Source organism: Mesorhizobium sp. B3-1-6, assembly GCF_006439555.1.
In the GTDB taxonomy this organism is placed as follows: domain Bacteria; phylum Pseudomonadota; class Alphaproteobacteria; order Rhizobiales; family Rhizobiaceae; genus Mesorhizobium.
This window is the reverse complement of sequence record NZ_VFTM01000014.1, coordinates 1-21,139: the sequence shown is the minus strand read 5'-3', so window position 1 is coordinate 21,139 and position 21,139 is coordinate 1. Positions and strand designations below refer to the sequence as shown.

17 protein-coding genes are annotated in these 21,139 nt (G+C 64.8%); 10 read left to right on the top strand and 7 right to left on the bottom strand.

Translation table 11 applies throughout. The features are described from left to right. Nucleotides 1-2: 2 nt before the first annotated feature. The 4 genes from FJ414_RS14345 to FJ414_RS14330 all read right to left on the bottom strand — a co-directional run bounded on the left by FJ414_RS14345 (nt 3) and on the right by FJ414_RS14330 (nt 5,926). Nucleotides 3-1,157, bottom strand: coding sequence for an ABC transporter permease (locus tag FJ414_RS14345; protein ID WP_140645034.1), 1,155 nt, complete (start codon nt 1,155-1,157; stop codon nt 3-5). Continuing rightward, on the bottom strand, nt 1,158-2,165 hold the full coding sequence (locus tag FJ414_RS14340; RefSeq protein ID WP_140645033.1) for an ABC transporter permease: 1,008 nt from the start codon (nt 2,163-2,165) through the stop codon (nt 1,158-1,160). 110 nt (nt 2,166-2,275) lie between these two features. Then, nucleotides 2,276-4,354: an ABC transporter substrate-binding protein gene (locus FJ414_RS14335; protein ID WP_140645032.1), complete on the bottom strand. Its 2,079-nt coding sequence runs from the start codon at nt 4,352-4,354 to the stop codon at nt 2,276-2,278. Nucleotides 4,355-4,459: 105 nt separating this feature from the next. Continuing rightward, entirely contained in the window at nt 4,460-5,926 is a 1,467-nt protein-coding gene (locus tag FJ414_RS14330; RefSeq protein ID WP_140645031.1) for an alpha-glucosidase/alpha-galactosidase, read from the bottom strand. Nucleotides 5,927-6,173: 247 nt separating this feature from the next. On the opposite strand from FJ414_RS14330, the gene FJ414_RS14325 reads away from it, so the two are divergent. Beyond that, the gene (locus FJ414_RS14325) at nt 6,174-7,016 is read left to right on the top strand and encodes an AraC family transcriptional regulator (RefSeq protein WP_140645137.1); all 843 of its coding nucleotides are present in this window, start codon (nt 6,174-6,176) and stop codon (nt 7,014-7,016) included. A gap of 6 nt (nt 7,017-7,022) precedes the next feature. Here FJ414_RS14325 and FJ414_RS14320 read toward each other — a convergent pair whose 3' ends face one another. Both FJ414_RS14320 and FJ414_RS14315 read right to left on the bottom strand, forming a co-directional pair. Next, nucleotides 7,023-8,183 (bottom strand): glycoside hydrolase family 25 protein, encoded by a 1,161-nt coding sequence (locus FJ414_RS14320; RefSeq protein ID WP_140645030.1) that lies wholly within the window; start codon nt 8,181-8,183, stop codon nt 7,023-7,025. Nucleotides 8,184-8,228: 45 nt separating this feature from the next. Continuing rightward, a complete protein-coding gene (locus FJ414_RS14315; RefSeq protein ID WP_140659548.1) occupies nt 8,229-9,431 on the bottom strand; it encodes an SGNH/GDSL hydrolase family protein in 1,203 nt (400 codons plus the stop codon). A gap of 332 nt (nt 9,432-9,763) precedes the next feature. Here FJ414_RS14315 and FJ414_RS14310 point away from each other — a divergent pair, with 332 nt between their 5' ends. The 9 genes from FJ414_RS14310 (at nt 9,764) to FJ414_RS14270 (ending at nt 20,662) form a co-directional block, all read left to right on the top strand. Then, complete coding sequence (locus FJ414_RS14310; protein WP_140645028.1) at nt 9,764-10,870, top strand: sugar ABC transporter substrate-binding protein; 1,107 nt, start codon at nt 9,764-9,766, stop codon at nt 10,868-10,870. Between the two features lie 66 nt (nt 10,871-10,936). Then, nucleotides 10,937-12,499 (top strand): sugar ABC transporter ATP-binding protein, encoded by a 1,563-nt coding sequence (locus FJ414_RS14305; protein ID WP_181181619.1) that lies wholly within the window; start codon nt 10,937-10,939, stop codon nt 12,497-12,499. A gap of 16 nt (nt 12,500-12,515) precedes the next feature. Continuing rightward, nucleotides 12,516-13,466, top strand: a complete 951-nt coding sequence (locus FJ414_RS14300; RefSeq protein ID WP_140645026.1) for an ABC transporter permease — start codon at nt 12,516-12,518, stop codon at nt 13,464-13,466. 238 nt (nt 13,467-13,704) lie between these two features. After that, entirely contained in the window at nt 13,705-14,589 is an 885-nt protein-coding gene (locus FJ414_RS14295) for an AraC family transcriptional regulator (RefSeq protein WP_140645025.1), read from the top strand. Nucleotides 14,590-14,912: 323 nt separating this feature from the next. Further along, nucleotides 14,913-15,995, top strand: coding sequence for a sugar ABC transporter substrate-binding protein (locus tag FJ414_RS14290; RefSeq protein WP_140645024.1), 1,083 nt, complete (start codon nt 14,913-14,915; stop codon nt 15,993-15,995). Nucleotides 15,996-16,062: 67 nt separating this feature from the next. Then, nucleotides 16,063-16,899: an ATP-binding cassette domain-containing protein gene (locus tag FJ414_RS14285; RefSeq protein ID WP_140645023.1), complete on the top strand. Its 837-nt coding sequence runs from the start codon at nt 16,063-16,065 to the stop codon at nt 16,897-16,899. Next, complete coding sequence (locus FJ414_RS14280) at nt 16,896-18,149, top strand: sugar ABC transporter permease (protein ID WP_140645022.1); 1,254 nt, start codon at nt 16,896-16,898, stop codon at nt 18,147-18,149. Before FJ414_RS14285 ends, FJ414_RS14280 begins: the two co-directional genes overlap by 4 nt. 24 nt (nt 18,150-18,173) lie before the next feature. Further along, the gene (locus FJ414_RS14275; RefSeq protein WP_140645021.1) at nt 18,174-18,902 is read left to right on the top strand and encodes an SDR family oxidoreductase; all 729 of its coding nucleotides are present in this window, start codon (nt 18,174-18,176) and stop codon (nt 18,900-18,902) included. Nucleotides 18,903-19,054: 152 nt separating this feature from the next. Continuing rightward, the gene (locus FJ414_RS14270; RefSeq protein WP_140645020.1) at nt 19,055-20,662 is read left to right on the top strand and encodes an FGGY-family carbohydrate kinase; all 1,608 of its coding nucleotides are present in this window, start codon (nt 19,055-19,057) and stop codon (nt 20,660-20,662) included. An 8-nt stretch (nt 20,663-20,670) separates the two neighbouring features. Here FJ414_RS14270 and FJ414_RS14265 read toward each other — a convergent pair whose 3' ends face one another. After that, the gene (locus tag FJ414_RS14265) at nt 20,671-20,907 is read right to left on the bottom strand and encodes a hypothetical protein (protein WP_140645019.1); all 237 of its coding nucleotides are present in this window, start codon (nt 20,905-20,907) and stop codon (nt 20,671-20,673) included. Nucleotides 20,908-21,139: the final 232 nt, after the last annotated feature.

The following is a 21,139-nucleotide window of genomic DNA, read 5'->3' as shown; positions in this document are numbered from 1 at the left end:
CCTCAATAAGGATCGACGGCATCGCGCAGGCCGTCGCCCAGCGCGTTGAAGGCAAAGACGGTGATCAGCACGAAGCCGACCGGCGACAGGATCCATGGATAGGTGCCGATGACCGAATAGGTCGCGGTGTCCTGCAGCATCAGGCCCCAGGAGATCAGCGGCGGCTTCACCGCGAAGCCGAGGAAGCCGAGGAAGGATTCGAGCAGCACCACCGTCGGGATCGCCAGCGTCACGGCGACGATCACATGGCTCATCACATTGGGGAAGATGTGCTGCATGATGATGCGCCGGTCGGTGGCACCGACCGCCATGGCGGCGCGCACATAGTCGATCCGCGCCAGCGCCAGCGTCTTGCCGCGCACCTCGCGCGACATCTGCGCCCAGCCCAGCGCCGACATGACGATGATGACGAAGGCGAGGAAGACATTCGTCGGCGCGGTGACCGGGATCAGCGTCGTCAGCGCCAGATAAAGCGGCAGTTGCGGGAAGGCGAGCACAAGCTCGACGAAGCGCTGCATCCAGACGTCGAACCGGCCGCCGAAATAGCCGGAGATCATGCCGACGCTGGTGCCGATGACCGTGATGATGAAGACCACCGTCAGCGCGATCATCAGCGACACGCGCGAGCCGTGGATGGCGCGCGACAGCACGTCGCGGCCGAACTTGTCGGTGCCGAGGAAATGCACCGGCTGGCCGTCCATCGAGGAAAACAAGTGCCGGTTCATCGGGATGAGCCCGAAGAGCTTGTAGGGCGCGCCCTCAACGAAGAAACCGAGCAGCCGCGGATGATCGTAGTCGGGGCCGACGATCGGCTGGAAGGTGACCGGATCGAGATCGGCCGAATCGGCCAGCGCATAGACCCGCGGCCGCGCGACGAAATTGCCGTCCTTGTCGTGGAAAGCGGGCACTTGCGGCGGCGCGAAGGCGACGTCGGTCGCCTTGGGGTCCATCGGCGCCAGGAATTCGGCGAACACCGCCATGACCAGCAGCAGCACGACCAGCCAAAGCCCGGCCATGCCGGTCCAGGAGCGCTTCAGCCGGCGCCAGACGAGCGCGATGTAGCTCTCATTGCCATGCGCGGCTTCGGCTTTGGTTACGCCTTCGGCCGGCAAGGGCGTAAGGGATGGGGGCGGGGGTGAGGGATCGCGGGCCAGCATCTAGCGCTCCCCGAACTGGCGGATGCGCGGGTCGAGCAGGACGAGCAGCATGTCGGCGATGATGTTGCCGACGATCAGCGTCGCCGACAGCACCATCATGAAGGTGGCCGTGACATAGACGTCGCCGACCGCCATGGAGCCGACGATCGCCGGACCGACGGTGGGCAGCGCGAAGATGATAGCCGTCTCGATCTCGCCGGTCAGCATATAGGGCAGCACCACGCCCTGATACATCACCAGCGGATGCAGCGCGTTGGGCACGGCATGGCGCATGACGACGGCGCCGCCGGTCAGGCCCTTAGCCTTGGCCGTCTCGACATATTGCGCGTTGAGCGTGTCGAGCAGGTTGCCGCGCATGACCCGCATATTGTAGGCGAGGCCGCCGAAGGTCGCGATCGCCACCACCGGCCAGACATGCTTGACCAGGTCGACGAGCTTCGCCCACGACCACGGCGCGCCGCCATATTGCGGCGAGAAGAACGAGCCGATCTCGGAGACGTTGAACTGGAAGACCAGCAGATAGACGATGATCAGCGCCATCAGGAAACGCGGCACCGTCATGCCGAGGAACGAGATCGCCGAAAGTGTCGAGTCGATCCAGGAATATTGCCGCGTCGCCGCCCATATGCCGAAGCTGATGCCGAGCACCGAGGCGAGCAGGTGGCAGACCAGCGCCAGAAGCAAGGTGCGCGGCAGGCGCTCGCCCACCACGTCGGCCACGGGCTTGTTGTAGTAGAGGCTGTAGCCGAAATCGCCGCGGGTGACGATACCGCCGATCCAGTTGAGGTACTGGACGGGCAGCGGCTTATCGAGGCCATGCTCGACGCGGTAGGCCTGGGCTTGCGCTTCAGCCTCGGCGTAGGAAGCGCCGCCCTGGTTGATCAGCTGCGAGCGGATATAATCCGCATAGTCGCCGGGCGGCGCCTGGATGATGGCGAAGGTGACGAGGCTCAAAATGGCGAGGACGGGAAGCGCCGACGCTATGCGCATAAGCAGGAATCGCAGCATGGGGGTCAGCTTCCTTTCTGGCCGGTCGCTCCCTGAGGTGCGTTCGGAGGTTTCGTTGTCCGGCCGCGCCGCGGCGCGGCCGGACGTCTTTTCGTCAGGGGAGGTAAACCTTACATCGGACCCTTGTCACCCGGTTTGCCGGGAAGCTCCTCCGGATACAATTCGTGCTTCGCCTGCTTGTCGGCGGCGACGAAGACACGTTCGCGGACGATCGAATCCTCGGCCCAGTTGAACATGTAGATCGGTGTGCCTTGCGGGATGTTGGAGAACCGCTTGTTGATGATGAGCGCGCCCGGATACTCGGTCAGCCCGACATTGTAGACATGCTCGGTCGATATCTTCTGGAACTTTCGCATCAGGTCGGCACGCTGGTCGTTGTCCTGCGTCGTCACGAACTTGTTGACGATGTCGACGAGGTCCTTCTCGAAGGGCATCAGGTCGACCTCGCCGCTTTCCGGCGCGCGGTGATTCCAGCTGGTCTTCGGGCCGACGGGAGCAAGTTGTTCGGTGTTTTGCACCACCGAGGTCAGCTCGGTCTCGTTGCGCCGGATCAGCCAGTCGAAACGGCCGGAATATTGGATGGCGTCGCGCTGCGTTCCGTTAACCCCGTTGAGCACGACCCTCAGCCCGAGCTTCTCCATCTGCGCGACCACGCCTTCGGCAAGGCTCTTGTCGGTGGTGTAGTCGTTGTTGACCAGCATCACGATCTCGACGTTCTTGCCGCCAGCGGTGCCGGCCGGGAAGTTCACGATACCGTCGCCGTCGGTGTCCTTCAGCCCGGCCTTGGCAAGCTCGGCCTTGGCGCCTTTGAGATCGAACGGATAGTAGACCGTCGATTTGCGGTCGTAGAAGCTGGTGCCCGACGAGAAGCCGCCCGGATAGATGGCGGTGAATGGACCCTTGACCAGCGAGTCGCCCAGCGCCTTGCGGTCGAGCGCCATGGTCACCGCCTTGCGGAAGTCCTCGTTGCGGTTCAATTCGCGCACCGCCTGACTGCGCTCGTCCGGGTTGCCCCAGCCATTGGCGGAAAAATTCATGCGCAGATTGTAGCCGATGAGGCGCGGGCCGAAGGCAAGCCGGGCCGGCGCGTTCGAGTCGGCAGCGCGCTTCAGCGAGGCGACGAAATTCTCCGGCTGCTCGAGGTTGGAGAAGTCGCCGGAGCCCGCCACCGCCTGGACGTCGCGGTCGGCCCAGGTCGACAGCTTGTATTGCAGCTCGTTGAGATAGGGCAGCTGGTTGCCCTTTTCGTCGACCTTCCAATAGTAGGGGTTGCGCCGCATGACGATGATATCGTCCGGCCGGTATTCGACCGGCACCCAGGCGCCCATCACCGGCATATTCATATAGTCCGGCGGGAAGGCATTCTTGAACTGGTCGTAGGTGTTCTTCGAGTATTTCGGATGCTGCGGCTTCAGGATGTGCGAAGGGCCGGGACAGAAGGTGCCGTAGGCCATCGCATAGAGATATTGCCGCGGGAACGCCTCCTTGAACGTCCACTCGACGGTGTAGTCGTCGACCTTCTTCAGCGTCGTGCCGACCCCGAAGGTTTCCGGCGTGGCGCCGTTCAGCGGCGAGACGTTCGGATCGACGACCTCATCGTCCCAGTAGAACATGACGTCGTCGGCGTTGAAGGGCGCGCCGTCGGACCATTTGGCGCCTTCGATCAGATGCATGGTGAGCTTGTGGCCGTCGCTCGACCAGTCCCAGCTCTTGGCGAGGTTGGGCAGCGGCTCGGTGTCCTTGGCTTCGACCTGGAACAGCGGCGCCGTGCGCGTCAGGCATTCGGACAGGCCGATATCGATCCCGCCCCAACCCTGCGTCTGGCCTGCGCCGTAGTTCCAGCCCTCCGGCCTGCCGCCGATGACGTGACGCATCGTGTCGCCGTAGACGCCGATGCCGTCCGGCATGTTGCCCGTCTTGAAGACCAGCGGCTCCTTGGGCAACCGGTCCTTGACCGGCGGCAGCTTGCCGGTCTTGACGTATCTCTCCGTCACCCAGTCCGGCTCGTGATATTCGGGCAGCGCCTTGAACTCCAGGATGGAGTCGCGCGCCACATAGTGGATCTTGCCCTCGGCCGGGAACGTCGCCGGCTCCGGCGGGATCGTCGGCTCGGATGCCAAGGCGTATGCCGGAACGGCAACGCTCATCGCCAGTCCGGCGGCAAAGCCAATTCTGCGTAAGGTCCTCATCGTCTCCTCCCAGTTGTTTGGACGCCTGCTGCTGCCCGCCTCTTGTTTCTGGACGGCTGATCCGGCGGACGCGCCTCCTGCGCGTCCGCCTGCTTGCCGGGGATCTCAGCCGGCTTGTTTGAGCGCCGCCTTTTCGGCGCGCAATTCCTCGATCGAGCGGACGCTGCGGCGCGCCGCGCCCGCCCATTCGCGGGTCTTGACCTTGGATTTCGAGAGCCGCTCCTTTGCCGCCGGAATGGCATCGGCATATTGCGGCAGCCACTGCGCCTGGGCGACGACCATCTCGTCCACCATCTGCCAGACTTCTTCCGGCGTCGATACCGCACCCACCAGCGGATCGTGCAGCACGGCGAGCTTGAGCAGGTCGATGTCGCCAGCGATCGCCGCGTGCACCGACATGCGCTGGACGTTGATCGAGGCCATGCAAGTCGCCGCGCAGGCCTCCGGCAGCGTGATGCCGGCGGCCATGTTGATGCCGAAACGGTCGACGAAGCCGGGCGACTCGATGATGGCGTCCTGCGGCAGGTTGGTGATCACGCCGTCGTTCTTGACGTTGAAATGGCCGCGATAGACGCGATTGGTCTCAAGCGCTTCCAGAATGTGGCTGGCGTGTTCGTTGGAGCGCTTGGCCGGGTCGATCGGCTTCGACGCCGCTTCGAGGAATTGCGGATACTCCGTCTCGAACCAGTTGCGGGTTTCCGTCGAGTAGCGCAGATAGCCGCCGGTCTCGCCATGGATCCAGTCGGACATGTCGATCCAGCGCGTGATCTCCTCGGGACGCTTGCGGTACCAGGGCAGATATTCCGACAGATGCCCGTTGCTTTCGGTCGAGTAGACGCCGAAGCGCTTCAGCACATCGATGCGCAGCTTTTCCTGCTTCGAATAGACCGGATGCGCCTCGAAGGCGGCGACCAGCTCGTCCTTGCCGATCGGCCGGCCGTTCAGCCTGAGCTCGATGAACCAGGTCTGGTGGTTGATGCCGGAGCAGACATAGTCGAGCTCCTTGGGCGATTTCGCGCCGAGCACCTCGGCGATCTGCTCGGCGCCGTGCTGGACGCCGTGGCAGAGCCCGACCGTGTCGACCTTGCCGTACTCGATCGCCGCCCATGTGTTCATCGCCATCGGGTTGGCATAGTTCAGGAACTTGGCGCCGGTGGCGGCGACCTCCCTTATATCCTTGCAGAAGTCGAGGATCACCGGAATGTTGCGCTGGCCGTAGAGAATGCCGCCGGCGCAGATCGTGTCGCCGACGCATTGGTCGATGCCATATTTGAGCGGGATGCGAATGTCGTCGGCATAGGCTTCGAGCCCGCCGACGCGCACGCAGCTGATGATGTAGCGCGCGCCCTCCAGCGCCTCGCGGCGGTTCGTGGTCGCCGTCACCCTGGTCGGCAATCTGTTCGCCTCGACGATCCGGTCGAGGATCGCCTTGATCATCGCCAGATTGTGCTCGCTGACATCGGTCAGCGCGAATTCGATGTCCTTGAATTCCGGCACGCACAGGATGTCGGTGAACAGCTTCTTGGTGAATCCGACGCTGCCGGCGCCGATAATAGCGATTTTGAAACTCATCACCTTCACCTCGATCCAATCGAATGCTAGGCAAGGAGCAGCAAGGGAGGATATGGCCGCACGCAACAGCGCGCCCGCCACTCAAAGCCGGAAATCCGGCTCTTTTCTCCTCCCGCCCGCTCCTCGACCGCGGGTCTTTCGCGTCTTGAGGGCCGGATTATGCGCTTATTCGCCGGCGCGGCCAGAGAAGGATTATGCTTTCGAGGGTAATTTTGTGCTGCAGGACCTGATCGCCAACGGAAAGCTGATGCGCACGATCTCGCTGCCGCGCGGCCGCCAGCGCCTGCATGCCATGCCGACCAGCACGGGCTACGAGCTGCGCGAGGACGAGACCTACGACTGGGACGGCAGGAAGCGCGGCCAGACCCCGTTCACGGTCCTCCAGCATACGATCAGCGGCACCGGCCAATTGCGCTACGAGAGCCGCAACTATCGCCTGCAGGCGAACGACACGCTGCTGGTTCTGGTGCCGCACAACCATCGCTATTGGCTCGCGAAGGGCGATCGCTGGGAATATTTCTGGATCTCGATGAACGGCGAGGAGGCGCTGCGCATCCACAAGTCGATCCTCAGCGTCTCGGGCCCGGTATTCCGGCTGCAGCCGGCGACCATCGATCACCTTGCCGATTGCAGCCTGCGCCTGATCAAGGGTGCGGCTTCGCCCGGCGCCGCCTCGGCGATCGCCTATGAGGCGGCGATGGCGCTTTACGACGACATCTTCGGCTCACACGCCTTCGCAGAGAAGCAGAGCGCCATGCAGCCCGTCATCGACCACATCAACGCCAATCTCGACAAGCCGCTGCCGGTGGCGGAGCTGGTGGAAATCAGCGGCCTCAGCCGCGCCCATTTCTCGCGCTGCTTTGCCGAGAGCGAAGGACTGCCGCCGGCCGAATTCGTCCTGCAGCAGCGACTGCAGCGGGCGGCGAAACTCCTGACCAAGGCGGATTTCCTGCCGGTCAAGGAAGTCGCGGTGCTGTGCGGCTTCGAGGACTCGAACTACTTCTCCAAGGTCTTTCGCCGCTGTTACGGCATCAACCCGACGCAGTTCCGCACCACCGGCATGTATGCCAGCCTGGGCAGCCACCGCTGAAGCATTTCAGCGCTTGGCCTCAAGCGTTGTCGAGGCGGTGCTCACCGGGTCGGCCGCCGCGGCAAACGCTGCGTCGATCTGTTCGGGCGTGCGCTGCCCGGACCGTTTCCAGGCGACATATTGCACGATGCCGATACCCGGCCGCGTCGGCACCGTCTTCACCACCGGCATGCGGAACCCGTCGCGGAATTTCTCCCAGCGCGCCCCGAGCACCGCGACCATCTCCTCGACGGTCGGCGGCGTCGCCACATCGGCATAGGTGATGGTGACCTTCCCGGCGAGCGCCGCCTGGCGCGACAGCGGCACCGGGATCGAGGCCAGGTAATCGGTCGGCACGTCGATCAGCCCGCCGAAGGCCCACTGCCGGTGCAATTCGTCGGCGCTCATCGGCGCGACGTTGACGTCGATGTCGTGGGGCGTGCCGGGCACCCGGTAAGGGCAGGAGAAACGGCCGCAATTGGCCTGCGCCGAGAATTGCCACAGTGCGTAGCCCTGCCAGTTGCCCATCGGGAAATGCACGTCGATGTCCGGCTTGTAGCGAGCGTACCACAGCGGCAGCCGCGACAAGAGCCGATACTGGTAGCGATTTTCGGCGATGTACTGGGCGGTCTTGCCGTTGACATAGAGCACCGGGAAGCGGCCGAGGCGGCGATGCACCTGGCGTACGAACTCCTCCGCGTCCTCCATCGACATCCATTGCGTGGCGTCGATGCCTTCGATGTCGAGGGCCATCAGTTCATCCGGAGCCGGTTCCGCGAAATCGATGAAATTGTTGGCCTGTTCGACCGGGTTGCCGGGGCGGGCGAGGTGATAGGCGCCCCATTTCAGGCCAAGCGCCTTGGCCACCACCTTGCGCGTCTGGAACAACTCACGTGTCACCGCGTAGCGCTTCCATTGCGCCTTGCAGAGTTTGACGTCGGCCTCGGCGCCGAAGCAGAAATAGGGCGGCGGCAGCCCGTCGGACGCCTTGTTGATGAAGCCGGCGACACGCTTGTCGGTCACGAGCTGTTGCCAGTCGATCGAATTGTATTCGTAGGCGTCGATGACCAGCGGGCGGTCGGCATTCTTCCACGGCTCGGAGAAATCCGAGGCCTGTGCCGCCGTGCCCAGCGCAATCGCCGCCGCGAGAAGCGCCAGGCGGCGAAGAGGGCGCGCCGGCTTTTTCAATCAGGGTGTCCCCACTGACCAGGGGACGATCCTGAACCGCTATGGTTAAGGAAGTGCTTCGATCGCCTGTGTCGTCGGCGGGCCGAAAAGATCGAGGTCGAAGAGATCGGCCATCGCCTTGTAGCCGGCATCGGACGGGTGCAGGCCGTCGCCGCAGTCGAATTCCGGACGAATGCGGGAGCTGTCTTTCGGGTCGGCCAGCGCCCGGTCGAAATCGATGACGGCATCGGCGGGACTGGAGGCTCTTATCCAATCGTTGACGGAGCGGCGCACCCGTTCTTTCTCGGGCGAGTGGAACGTGCGCAGGGCCTCGCCCGCGAACGCGCCGGCAGAGGGCGTGAGCGTGCCCTGGATGACTTTGATGCGGCGCATGTGGGCGCGCGCGATCAGTTGCCGGTAGCTGCCGACCAGATCCTCCAGCGAGACGGCCTCGGCCGGCCCGGCCAGCATCGTTCCTGGCCAGCCGATGTCGTTGATGCCTTCCAGAAGCACCATCTGGCCGACATTGGGCAGGCCGAGCACATCGCGGTCGAAACGAGCGAGCGCGCTCGCGCCGCGTGCCCGGCTCGCGGTCACCCGGTTGCCGCCGATGCCATGGTTGAGAACGCCGAGACGGCCAAGCAATCCGGCCGCCGAAAGCCGCTCGGCCAGGCGATCCGGCCATCTGGCGTTCGCATCCACCGTCGATCCGAAGCCGTCGGTTATGGAATCGCCGAAGCAGACGATCGAGCGGCTGTCGGCCTCGCATTCGACAAGAACGGCCGTCAGGAAATAGCGGCTGGTGGAGGTCTGCTGCAAGGGCATGCGCTCGGCGTGAACGAACTCGCCGTAATCGGAAATATAGGCGGTCTGCTGGGCCTCGTAGTGATAGGTCTGGATCGGCGCGAAACCGCTGAAATACAGGCTGACGGCGACGTCACAGAGGTCGCCGGCCGCGAGCTCGACCGGGTCGCTCAAAAGCGGCGCGCCGGGCAAGATCCTGGCTGCGCGCGAGCCGCCGAAGGTCAACCGGCGCAAACTCCCGCCCTCGATGCTGCCGCCGTCGGCGGCCCTGGCGATGGATGCCGCGCCGATGTCGATCGGGTCGCTGCCATGCTCGTTCGAAAGCCGCACACAAAAGCGCGTGCCACCCTTGCTGATGCGCACAACCTGCCTGACCGTCTGGTTGTGGAAGCCGTAAAGAACGGCATCGCCCGGCCAGACATTCATCGGGCTGGCGGCCCACGTTCCCATCCAATGTCCGGTCATCCCGTCGCCTCCTCGTGGATCGAGCAGCGGCAACGCTAGCAACGCGCAATTGGCTTCACCACCAGAAATCCGATGCCTGCCTGGTACTTTCTTGCTCTCGCGGCTTGCCTCTGCATCCAGCGCAGGACCGCCGCCATCACGGTCGCGCTCGAAGCACAAGAAAGTATCGGTCATGCGTCAGGGGCGTGGTGGCATCGCCATTTTCGCTTGGTTAGCTTTTCCGTCGTAGCAGCCGGCAGTGGAGGAGCCTTTGCCGGCCAGCGAGCGGTTTCGCGGGCTGGTGCGTGTCGCACCCGCGACCGGTCAATTGCCTTTGGGAAGGGAGGATAACCATGTCGAACATCATGAATTTCAGACTGAGCCGCCGAGCTTTGCTTGCAAGCGCCGCGGCGGGCGCCGCCGCTGGCGTAATGGCCCGAAGCGGTTCCGCCGGCGCGCAGGAGCTCTCGAAAGTGGTGGCCTGGGAAACGCCCTATCTCGGCTTTTTCTTTTTCGTCGTCCTGCAGGAGGCGTTGAAGCGCAAGGCCGAAAGCCTGGGACTGCAATTCGTCGGCAAGGACGCCAACGGCGATTCCAACGCGCAGGTGAACGACTGGAACAGCCTGCTGTTGCAGAAGCCGCGCTACCTTATCTCGGACGCGCTCGATTCCGAACTGCTCATCCCGCTTACGAAGAAGGCCAAGTCGCTTGGCGTTCCGGTCGGCATGGTCGACACGCCGCTCACCGGCGGCACCGTCGCCGCTTCGGTCACCTTCGACAATCGTCAGTCGGGCGTCATGGCGGCCGAAAAGACGGCCGAACTGCTGACCAAGAAATATGGTTCGCCCAAGGGCAGCGTGCTGAACAATTACGGCTCGCTGACGGCGGTCGCCCTGCGCAACCGCAAGGAGGGTTTCGAGGAGACCTTGCAGTCCAAATACAAGGACATCGAGATCATCTCGCGGCCGCAGAACAACCAGCATGAAGAGGCTTTGGCCGTCGTCTCCGCCACACTGCGCGAGCGCCCCGACCTCGACGCCATCCACATGCCCACCGACATCTTCGTCGTCGATGCCCGCAAGGCCATGGAGACGCAGAAGCGGCTCTTCCCGGTCGGTCATGAGAAGCACATCATCCTGACCAGCATCGACGCCTCGCCCAACGCGCTCGAATGGGTCAAGGCCGGCGAGATCGATGCCGACATCGCCCAGGATCCGATCGCCTATGTCGAGATCGTCGTGGATCTGCTGGAGCAGTACACGCTCAAGGGTCAGCTGGTGCCGACCGGCCCGTATGAGAACAAGAAGTACTTCTGGGAGAAGGGAACGATCGCCGACAGCCCGTCCGGGCCGCTCCTGACCATACCACCCTACTTCCTGACCAAGGAGAACGCCGACGATCCGCGCCACTGGGCCAACGTCGTCACCAAGGTCTGGAAGATGGAACAGAACGCCGGTTGAGAACCGGCGGGCGAGGGCGCGCGGTATCGGCCGCGCCCTCCTTGACCTGGAATGGGGAGGCGGCCGATGACGCAGTCAGATCGCGAGCCGGCAGACGGCGCACGCCGGACACGCGAAGGGCCGTTTGCCGCGGCGACGCCGTCCGGCCGGCCCGTGCTGGTCGTCGACAACGTCTTTAAGGCATACGGGCCGGTTTCGGCGCTCGACGGCGTGTCGCTGTCTGTACGCAAGGGCGCGATCCACGGCCTGCTCGGCAAGAACGGCGCCGGCAAATCGACGCTGTCCAATGTCGTCGCCGGCTTCGTGCGCGCCGACGCGGGCAATATCCTGCTCGACGGCGAGGATGTCTCGTCGCTGTCGCTCACCGCGCGCAACAAGCGTGGGTTGTATCTGCTGTCGCAGCACTCCGAAATTTTCGAGGACCTGTCGATCGGCGAGAACCTGCTTTTGCCGAACCTACCGCGCCGCCGCGGCCTGGTCGACTGGGGCAAACTGCACCGGCAGGCCGCCCTTCTCCTGGAAAGTCACGCCATGCACGTCCCCTCGCGGCGGCGCGCGGGGGATCTCAATGCCAGCGACCGCAGGCGGCTCGCCATCATCAAGGCCGTGGCCGGCGATGCCAGGCTGATCATCCTCGACGAACCGACGGCGGGGCTTGCGGCGCGCGAGCGCCAGCATCTCATGGAATGGGTCGAGGCGCTGACCGCCCAAGGCACGTCCTTCGTCTATATCTCGCATCACAATGACGAGGTCCGCCAGCTTTGCAGCGAATACACCGTGCTGCGCGACGGCAAGGTCGCAGCAGGCGGCGTCGCAGGATCGCTGTCCGCCGACGGCATGGCGCGGCTGATCACCGGAAGCGATGTGAAGGAATTCCGGCGCGCCAGGTCGGCGGCACCAAAGCCCCCGGTCGTCAAGATAGACGATCTGTGCTTCCCCGGCGGCGGCCCGGTCGATCTCACCATCGGTCGCGGCGAAATCGTCGGGCTTGTCGGGCTGCTTGGCGAGGGCCCGCAAGAGTTGCTGCGCACGCTCGGCGGGCTCCTCCCGGTCATGTCCGGCCGCGTTCTGGTCGACGGCCGTCCAGTCCGGCTCGGTTCGCCGGCCCATAGCCTTGCCGCCGGCATCGCCTATCTGACGCATGACCGTATCGGCGAAGGGCATGTCGCTTCGATGTCCATCGCGGAAAACCTCAGCCTCGGCAACTGGCCTCGCCAGGCCGGATGGGCGATCAGCCGCTCCGGCATGCTCGGCCGCGTGCGCCGGGCGCGCGCGGCAATGGACGTCGTGATGGACGGGCCGGATCAGGAAATCCGCAAGCTCAGTGGCGGCAACCAACAGAAAATCCTACTTGGCCGCCTGCTGGAGCGAAACCCGGCGATCCTGCTGCTCGACGAACCGACGATCGGCGTCGACGTGGCGGCTAAGGAACACATCCATCGCCTCATCGATGACGCCACCAAACGCGGCGTCGCGGTCCTGCTGATCGCGCAGGATCCCGACGAGATGCAGCGGCTGGTCGACCGCGTGGTCGTCTTTTCCAAGGGCCGCATCGAACGCTCGCTTTCGGCCGAGGGCCTGACGGTCGGCGCCATCGCCGACGCCAGGTCCCTGAGGGAAAAACCATGACAGGACGCAGGACGACATGAACGGCAGGAAATTCCTTCTCGACAATGTGGTGTGGATACTGATCATCGTCTTCAGCCTCCTTGCCGGCGTCCTCAATCCGTTCTTCCTGTCGGAAGGCAACCTGCAGAACGTGCTGGTGCAGGCCACCACGCTGGGCGTGCTGGTGCTGGCCGTGTCCTTCACGCTGCTGATCGGCGAAATCGATCTGTCGGTCGTCGGCAATCTCGTCTTTTCCGGCATGATCGGCGCCTATGCCATGCAGGAATACGGCGCGCACTGGACCGCCGCCGTCGCGGTGACCGTGCTGACGGGCACGTTTATTGGCGCCGTCAACGGCTATTTCGTCTCCTACATGCGGATGAACTCGCTCATCGCCTCGCTGGCCATGGGCCTGTTCCTGCAGGGCGCGGTGCTCGGCGCCACGCAGGCCCGCACGCTGGTCATAGCCGATGAAGGATACGCCTATATCGGCAGCGCGACGATCGGCACATGGCCGATTATGCCGGTCGCGCTGTTCGTTATCTATCTGGCGGCGCATATCGTGCTTGCCTATTCGGCCTGGGGCCGCAATCTCTACGCCACCGGCGGCAACCGGCGGGCCGCGCATGCGGCCGGCATCAACGTGCGGCGCGTTCGGCTCGGCGCTTTCGCCGCGTCAGGCTTCCTTGCCGGTCTCGCCGGCTTCCTCTACGCGTCCTATCTCGGCGGCGTGAGCGTCACCGTGGGCAGCACGACCCTGCTCTACGCGGTCGCGGCTCCTGTCATCGGCGGCGTATCCCTGCTTGGCGGGCGCGGACGGGTGCTCGGTATGCTCGGCGGCACGCTCCTCATCACGGTCATCCAGACCGGGCTGCAGCTGATCAACGTGTCCGCCTATTACATTCAGATGATCGGCGGCGCGATGATCCTGCTGGCGATTGCCGTCGACGCTTTCCGGGTGCGTGGCGAGGAGCAGGGATCGGTCTGAGTGCGGGTGTTTCTCGGTGCGCGCCGCACACCGCATCCGTCGCTGTTTATGTTCGTGAGCCGTTCTCCACCTGCTCCGAAACGTCAAAAAAGTATCGGTCGGGTGGACAAGCCGTGGTGGCAGGCGCTTCAATTGCCGCCTAAGCTTTCAATAGAGGCGGCCAGTGGGAATACACGGGTTGCCCAACGAAGCGCAGCAACCGGTCACAAGACCGGACCCGCGCGGGGAGGAAATGAAGATGAATCCGGACCTGGAAGTCGTCCAGATCAGACAGGGAGAGTCGTTCAAGGCCTGGGCCCACGGCTATCCTTTCCGCACCGTGCGCTGGCACTTCCATCCTGAATACGAGCTGCATCTGGTCGTCGCCACCACCGGCCGCTATTTCGTCGGCGACTTCATCGGCGAGTTCGAGCCGGGCAATCTGGTGCTCACCGGGCCCAACCTGCCGCACAACTGGGTCAGCGACGTACCGCCGGGCGAAACCGTGCCGCTGCGCGGCCGCGTCGTGCAGTTCTCCGAAGAATTCATCGCCGAGGCTTCCTCCGCGCTGCCCGAACTTGCCGCCTGCGCCGGCATCCTCGAAACCAGCCGCCGCGGCGCGCTGTTCTCGGCGGCGACGGCTGAGCTCGCGGCGCCCTTGCTGGCGGAGCTGACCGAGGCGCAGGGCGTGCGCCGGCTGTCGCTGTTCATGGCCGTGCTCGATATCTTGAACCGCGCCGGCGACGTCCGCACGCTGGCCAGCGCGGGCTATCTGCCCGACCCGTCCGGCTTCATGTCGGCCGGCATCAACCAGGCGCTCGCCTATATCAACTGCCACCTGACCGAGCCCTTCAGCGAAGGCACTCTGGCCGAGATCGCCGGGCGCAGTCCGAGCGCCTTCTCGCGCAGCTTCCGACGGCACACCGGAATGGCGCTGGTGCAGTATGTCAACCGGCTGCGCATCAACCTCGCCTGCCAGCTGCTGATGAGCGAGGCGCAGATGTCGATCACCGAAATCTGCTACGCCGCCGGCTACAACAACATCTCGAATTTCAACCGCCAGTTCCTGGCGCAGAAGGGCATGTCGCCTTCGCGCTTCAGGGCCTTGCTGGCTGAGAACATCAACGCGGAGATTGCCGCCTAACAGGGAGGAAGCGGGAGGAGCTTAGAGCAATTACGAAGCGGTTGAACGCGGCGACCTTGCCGTAGCCTCCGTCCGGAATTGCGTCAAACAGAGAGACATTCAGGGAAGGAAGGACGCGGGGTGCAGGTCACCCTGTGCTGGGGATCGCTTGTCCCGAGATCCAGCACGTTCAGGAGGATGTTTGCGCGGCTTATGGGGATCGGATCGATCCTTGGCCGTCGCTGATCATACTCCTTCCAACAGTTCGACATGCAGTCAGGCCTGACGCGCCAGCCATCGCGCAGGTCCTCGTGAAACCATTGCTTGAAAACGGAGACATTCGAATGACCAGATATGCATGGAAATCGCCGTTTGCCTTGAAATCGACAATCGCGGCCGCGTTCGCGCTCTCGCTGCTCGGCGCCACGGCGGCATTCGCCGACACGGTCACCGACGCCACGATTGCCTTCCTGATGCCCGACCAGGCATCGACCCGCTACGAGCAGCACGACTATCCCGGCTTCGTCGCCGAGATGAAGAAGCTCTGCCCGGTCTGCAAGGTGATCTACCAGAACGCCGATGCCGATGCGGCGCGCCAGCAGCAGCAGTTCAATTCTGTGATCTCGCAGGGCGCCAAGGCGATCGTCCTCGATCCCGTCGATTCGACCGCCGCCGCCTCGCTGGTCAAGCTTGCGCAGAGCCAGGGCGTCAAGGTCATCGCCTATGACCGGCCGATCCCGACTGCGCCCGCCGATTTCTACGTGTCCTTCAACAATGAAGGCATCGGCAAGGCGATCGCGGACTCGCTGGTCGAGCATCTGAAAGCCCTCAAGGTCGACCCGGCCGGCGGCGGCCTGCTGCAGATCAACGGCTCGCCGACTGACGCGGCCGCCGGCCTGATCAAGAAGGGCATCCACGAAGGCCTCGACAACAGCGGCTATCCGATCCTGGCAGAGTTCGACACGCCGGAATGGGCGCCGCCGAAGGCCCAGCAATGGGCGAGCGGCCAGATCACGCGCTTCGGCGCCAAGATCCTCGGCGTCGTCGCCGCCAATGACGGCACCGGCGGCGGCGCGATCGCGGCCTTCAAGGCGGCCGGCGTCGATCCGGTTCCGCCGGTGACCGGCAACGACGCGACGATCGCGGCCTTGCAACTGATCATCGCCGGCGACCAGTACAACACCATCTCCAAGCCGAGCGAGATCGTCGCCGCGGCTGCCGCCAACGTTGCCGTCAAGCTGTTGTCGGGCGAGACGCCGAAGGCCGAGATGACGCTTTACGACACGCCCTCGCAGCTCTTCACGCCGGCGGTGGTGACGCAGGAGAACCTCAAGGCCGAGATCATCGACAAGAAGATCAACACGGCCGCCGAGCTGTGCGTCGACCGCTATGCCGAGGGTTGCAAGAAGCTCGGCATCACCAACTGATCATAGGACATCCGGCCGCCCGTCGGCGGCCGGATGTCCAGGGAACGACTGTCACGAAAGGCGGCGCATGAGTGAGAGTTTCGAAAGATCGGCTTCCGTCGGCGAGCTGGTGCTCAGCCTGCGTGGCATATCGAAGAATTTCGGCGCCGTCTCGGCGCTGACCGATATTGATTTCGACGTCCATGCCGGCGAGGTCGTCGCGCTGGTCGGCGACAACGGCGCCGGAAAGTCGACGCTGGTCAAGATCCTCGCGGGCGTGCATCAGCCGAGCTCGGGAACGATCAATTTCCGCGGCAGGGCGGTGACGCTGCCCGACCCGCGCGCGGCGCTGACGCTCGGCATCGCCACGGTGTTCCAGGACCTCGCGCTCTGCGAGAACCTCGACGTCGTCGCCAACATTTTCCTTGGCAACGAGCTCAGCCCGCTGCGGCTGGACGAGGTGGCGATGGAGATGCGCGCCTGGACGCTGCTCAACGAATTGTCGGCGCGCATCCCGAGCGTGCGCGAGGCGGTCGCCTCGCTGTCCGGCGGCCAGCGCCAGACCGTCGCCATCGCGCGCTCTTTGCTGCTCGAACCGAAACTCATCCTGCTCGACGAGCCGACCGCCGCACTTGGCGTCGCCCAGACGGCTGAAGTGCTCAACCTCATCGACCGCGTCCGCGCGCGCGGCCTCGGCGTCGTGATGATCAGCCACAACATGGAGGATGTCCGCGCCGTCGCCGACCGCATCGTGGTGCTGCGGCTGGGGCGCAACAACGGTGTCTTCGAGCCCGACGCCTCGAACCAGGATCTGGTGAGCGCCATCACCGGCGCGTCCAACAACGCGGTGTCGCGCCGGGTCGAGCGCCTGCGCACGGAGCGCGATCGCAGCGGCAGCGCACAGGCGGGGGAGCAGCGCCCATGACGGCAGAGAAAAGCACCTCCGCCCCAATGGCGCTCGACCGCGCCGATGCGCGGGTGAAGCATGAAGCCGGCTTCGGCGGCGCGCTCCGCGCCTTCCTGGATCGCGTGCGCAGCGGCGATCTCGGCTCCCTGCCGGTCATCGTCGGGCTTGTGGTCATCTGGACTGTCTTCACCAGCCTCAACCCCGTCTTCGTCTCCAGCAGCAATCTGGTCAATCTCCTGTTCGACTGCTCGACGGTAGGCGTCATCGCGCTCGGCATCGTCTGCGTGCTGATGGTCGGCGAGATCGACCTCTCCGTCGGCTCGATCAGCGGCTTCGCTTCGGCAATGGTCGGCACGCTCTGGGTGAACCAGGGCTGGCCCGTCGCGCTCGCCATCCTGGCGGCGCTCGCCTTTGGCGCCCTGATCGGCTCGCTCTATGCCCTTTTGTTCAACCGTCTGGGCATGCCGAGCTTCGTCTCGACGCTGGCCGGTCTGCTCGCGGTGCTTGGCATGCAGCTCTACATCCTCGGCTCCACCGGCTCGATCAACCTGCCATACGGCTCCGCTTTGGTGGATTTCGGCCAGCTGATGGTGATGCCGAAATGGGTATCGTACACGCTGGCCGCGATCCCGGGCCTGGCGCTGCTGATCTCCGGGCTTCGCACCTTCGCGCGCCGCCGGGCGGCCAACCTGTCGGCACCGTCCGCGACCGGGCTCATCGTGCGCGTCGCCATCATTACCGTCGGCCTCGAGCTGATCGTCGCCTATCTCAACCAGTCACGTGGCATCCCGTGGATGTTCGGCCTCTTCGTCGGCCTCGTCGTGGCGATGAACTATGCGCTCACCCGGACCAAGTGGGGGCGTTCGATGACGGCCGTCGGCGGCAACCGCGAGGCGGCGCGCCGCGCCGGCATCAAGGTGCGCGCCATCTACCTCAGCGCCTTCGCGCTGTGCTCGCTCTTCGCCGCGCTGGGCGGCGTGCTGGCCGCCGCGCGGCTCGCTTCCGCCAGCCAGCAGGCCGGCACCGGCGACGTCAACCTGAACGCCATCGCGGCCGCGGTCATCGGCGGAACCAGCCTGTTCGGCGGCCGCGGCAGCGCCTATTCCGCGCTGCTCGGCATCATCGTCATCCAGTCGATCGCCAGCGGGCTGACGCTGCTCGATCTGTCCTCGTCGCTTCGCTACATGATCACCGGTGCCGTTCTGGCCATCGCCGTGATCGTCGACTCCCTAGCGCGCCGTTCCCGTGCTTCGCACGGCCGCGCCTGAACAGTTCAAACGAGAAGGGTACACATGGCTCAAGATCTTTCGGGAAAAGTCGCCGCGGTCACCGGCGCGGCATCGGGCATCGGCCTCGAATGCGCCAGGGCGATGCTTGCCGCCGGCGCCCGCGTCGTGCTGGTCGACCGCGCGGAGGACAGGCTGAAGGAGGTGGTCGCCGAGCTCGGCGCCGGCGCGATCCCGCTGGTGGTCGACCTCACCAGCCCCGCCAGCGTGGCGACCATGCTGCCCGGTATCCTCGAAAAGACCGGCCAGCTCGACATCTTTCACGCCAATGCCGGCTCCTATGTCGGCGGTGAGATCCTCAACGGCGATCCGGACGCGTGGGACCGCATGCTGAACCTCAACATCAATTCGGTGTTCCGCTCGGTGCACGCGGTGCTGCCGCACATGGTCGGGCGCAAGACCGGCGACATCGTCGTCACCAGTTCGATCGCGGGTCTTGTGCCTGTCGTCTGGGAGCCGGTCTACACGGCCTCCAAGCATGCCATACAGGCCTTCGTCCACACGCTGCGCCGGCAGGTGGCCAAGCACGGCCTGCGCGTCGGCGCAGTCGCGCCAGGGCCGGTGGTGACGGCGCTGATCAGCGACTGGCCAAAGCAGAAGCTAGAGGACGAGCTGGCGGCCGGCGGGCTGATGCAGCCCACCGAGGTCGCGGAAGCCGTCCTGTTCATGCTCACGCGGCCAAGAAACATCACCATTCGCGATCTGGTGATCCTGCCGCAGAGCAATGATCTGTAGGCAATAGGAATTAGGCAGTAGGGAATAGGGAAAGAGGCCCTTGCGTCCGGCCATCCAGCATTGACCATCTCCTACTGCCTACTGCCTACTGCCTACTGCCTACTGCCTACTGCCTACTGCCTACTGCCTACTGCCTTACCTTTGAGGTTCCCATGCCTTCCCATTTCCTCGGCATCGATGTCGGCACCGGCAGCGCGCGCGCCGGCGTCTTTGACGAGCGCGGCGAACTCCTTGCTTCCGCCAAGCGCGACATTGCTCTGTTCGTCGAGCCCGGCGAGATCGCCGAGCAATCCAGCCGCGACATCTGGCAGGCGGTGTGCGCCAGTGTGCGCGAGGCGGTCGGGAAGGCGGGCGTCGATCCCCGGGAAATCTGCGGCATCGGCTTCGACGCGACCTGTTCCCTGGTGGTGGTCGGCGACGATGGCGAGCCCTTGCCGGTCGGCCGTTCGGGAGACAGCGATCGAAACATCATCGTCTGGATGGACCATCGCGCCCTCGACCAGACCAGGCGCATCAACGCCCTGGGGCTTCCGGTCCTCGACTATGTCGGCGGCGTCATTTCGCCGGAGATGGAGACTCCGAAGCTTTTGTGGCTCAAGGAGAACCTGCCCGCGACCTTCGCCGGGGCGCGGCATTTCTTCGACCTCGCCGATTACCTGACCTGGCGCGCCACGGGCAGCCTTGCCCGCTCGGTCTGCACGCTGGCCTGCAAATGGACCTATCTCGGCCATGAGCGGCGCTGGGACGACAGTTATTTCCATGCCGTCGGGCTCGGCGAGCTTGCCGACGAGGGCTTTGCCCGCATCGGCACCGAAGTGGTCGATCCCGGCACGGCGCTTGGCGCCGGGCTGACGGAGAAGGCTGCGGCCGAACTGGGACTGGTTGCGGGCACAATCGTGGCCGCCGGGCTGATCGATGCCCATGCCGGCGGCGTCGGCACGGTGGGCGCTGCCGGCGATGCCGGTACCATCGCCTCACGCATGGCCTATGTGCTCGGCACCTCGGCCTGCACCATGGCAAGCAGCGAAGGTCCGGCCTTCGTCCCGGGTGTATGGGGACCCTATTATTCCGCCATGGTGCCGGGATTCTGGCTGAGCGAGGGCGGTCAGTCGGCGGCCGGGGCGGCGATCGATCTGCTGGTGCGTTTCCATCCGGCCGCAGCGGAGGCTTCCGAGCGCGCCGCGGCCGAAGGCAAATCGCTGGTCGATTGGCTGGCCGCGGCCGCCACGGCGGCTTCGCCCGACCTGTCGGCTGCCGCCACGCTTGCGGGAAGCATCCATGTCGTACCAGAATTCCTCGGCAATCGTTCGCCATTGGCTGATCCGGATGCGCGCGGCCTGATCGCCGGGCTCGGCACCGACCGTTCCGTCGAAAGTCTCGTCGGCCTTTATGTCGCCGGGCTTTGCGGCCTCGGCTATGGCGTGCGTCAGATCGTGGCGGCGATGGCCTCATCCGGTCTTGCCGTCGACACCATCGTCATCAGCGGTGGCGCCGGGCAGTCGCCGCTGGTGCGCCAGTTGCTTGCCGACGCTGCCGGCCTGCCGGTCGCCGCCCCGCAATCGCCCGAGCCGGTGCTGCTGGGTGCCGCGATGCTCGGAGCGGTGGCATCCGGCCGGTATGCGGACCTTTCGACCGCCATGCCTGCCATGTCCCGGCTTGGTGATGTTTTCAGGCCGGCGGCCGACGCCATGCGGACGTGGCACGATCGCCGCTACGAGGCCTTTCTGGCGCTGCAGGCGGTGGGTCGCAGCATACGCTGAGGGATCGATCAGCGCCTAAACAGCGACGGGACTTCGAACGGATCGGGCGCCGGCTCCTGCGGCAGCGTGCCTTCCGCCTTGCGCTTCTTGTGACGCGCGAGCGAGCATTGCGGCGAGCACAATAGGCCGGGATCGGTCCAGTAGGCGGGGCCTTCCTCGATCATGCCGTGATAGTACGAGAACCCGGGCGCCCGGTAAGGCAGGCCGCATTCGATGCAGCGATAGGCGTCGGGTCTGGCAAGCATGGGGTGTTCCGGTTCGCTTTGGTCTGCAATCGCCGATAATACCAGCCGGATACAGTTCGTCGTAGAAATTTTCAGCGGCAATTGCAGCCTTGAAAATTGGCCTTGGCCGTCGCGATTTCGTCATTCTATGGCGAAGCAAGGAGCGAAGCGACGGGGCGCAGACCCGAGGATCCATTCCGTGATCTCGCGCGAGGGATGCAGCGGAGCAGAATTCTGGACCGTGGTAACGCCT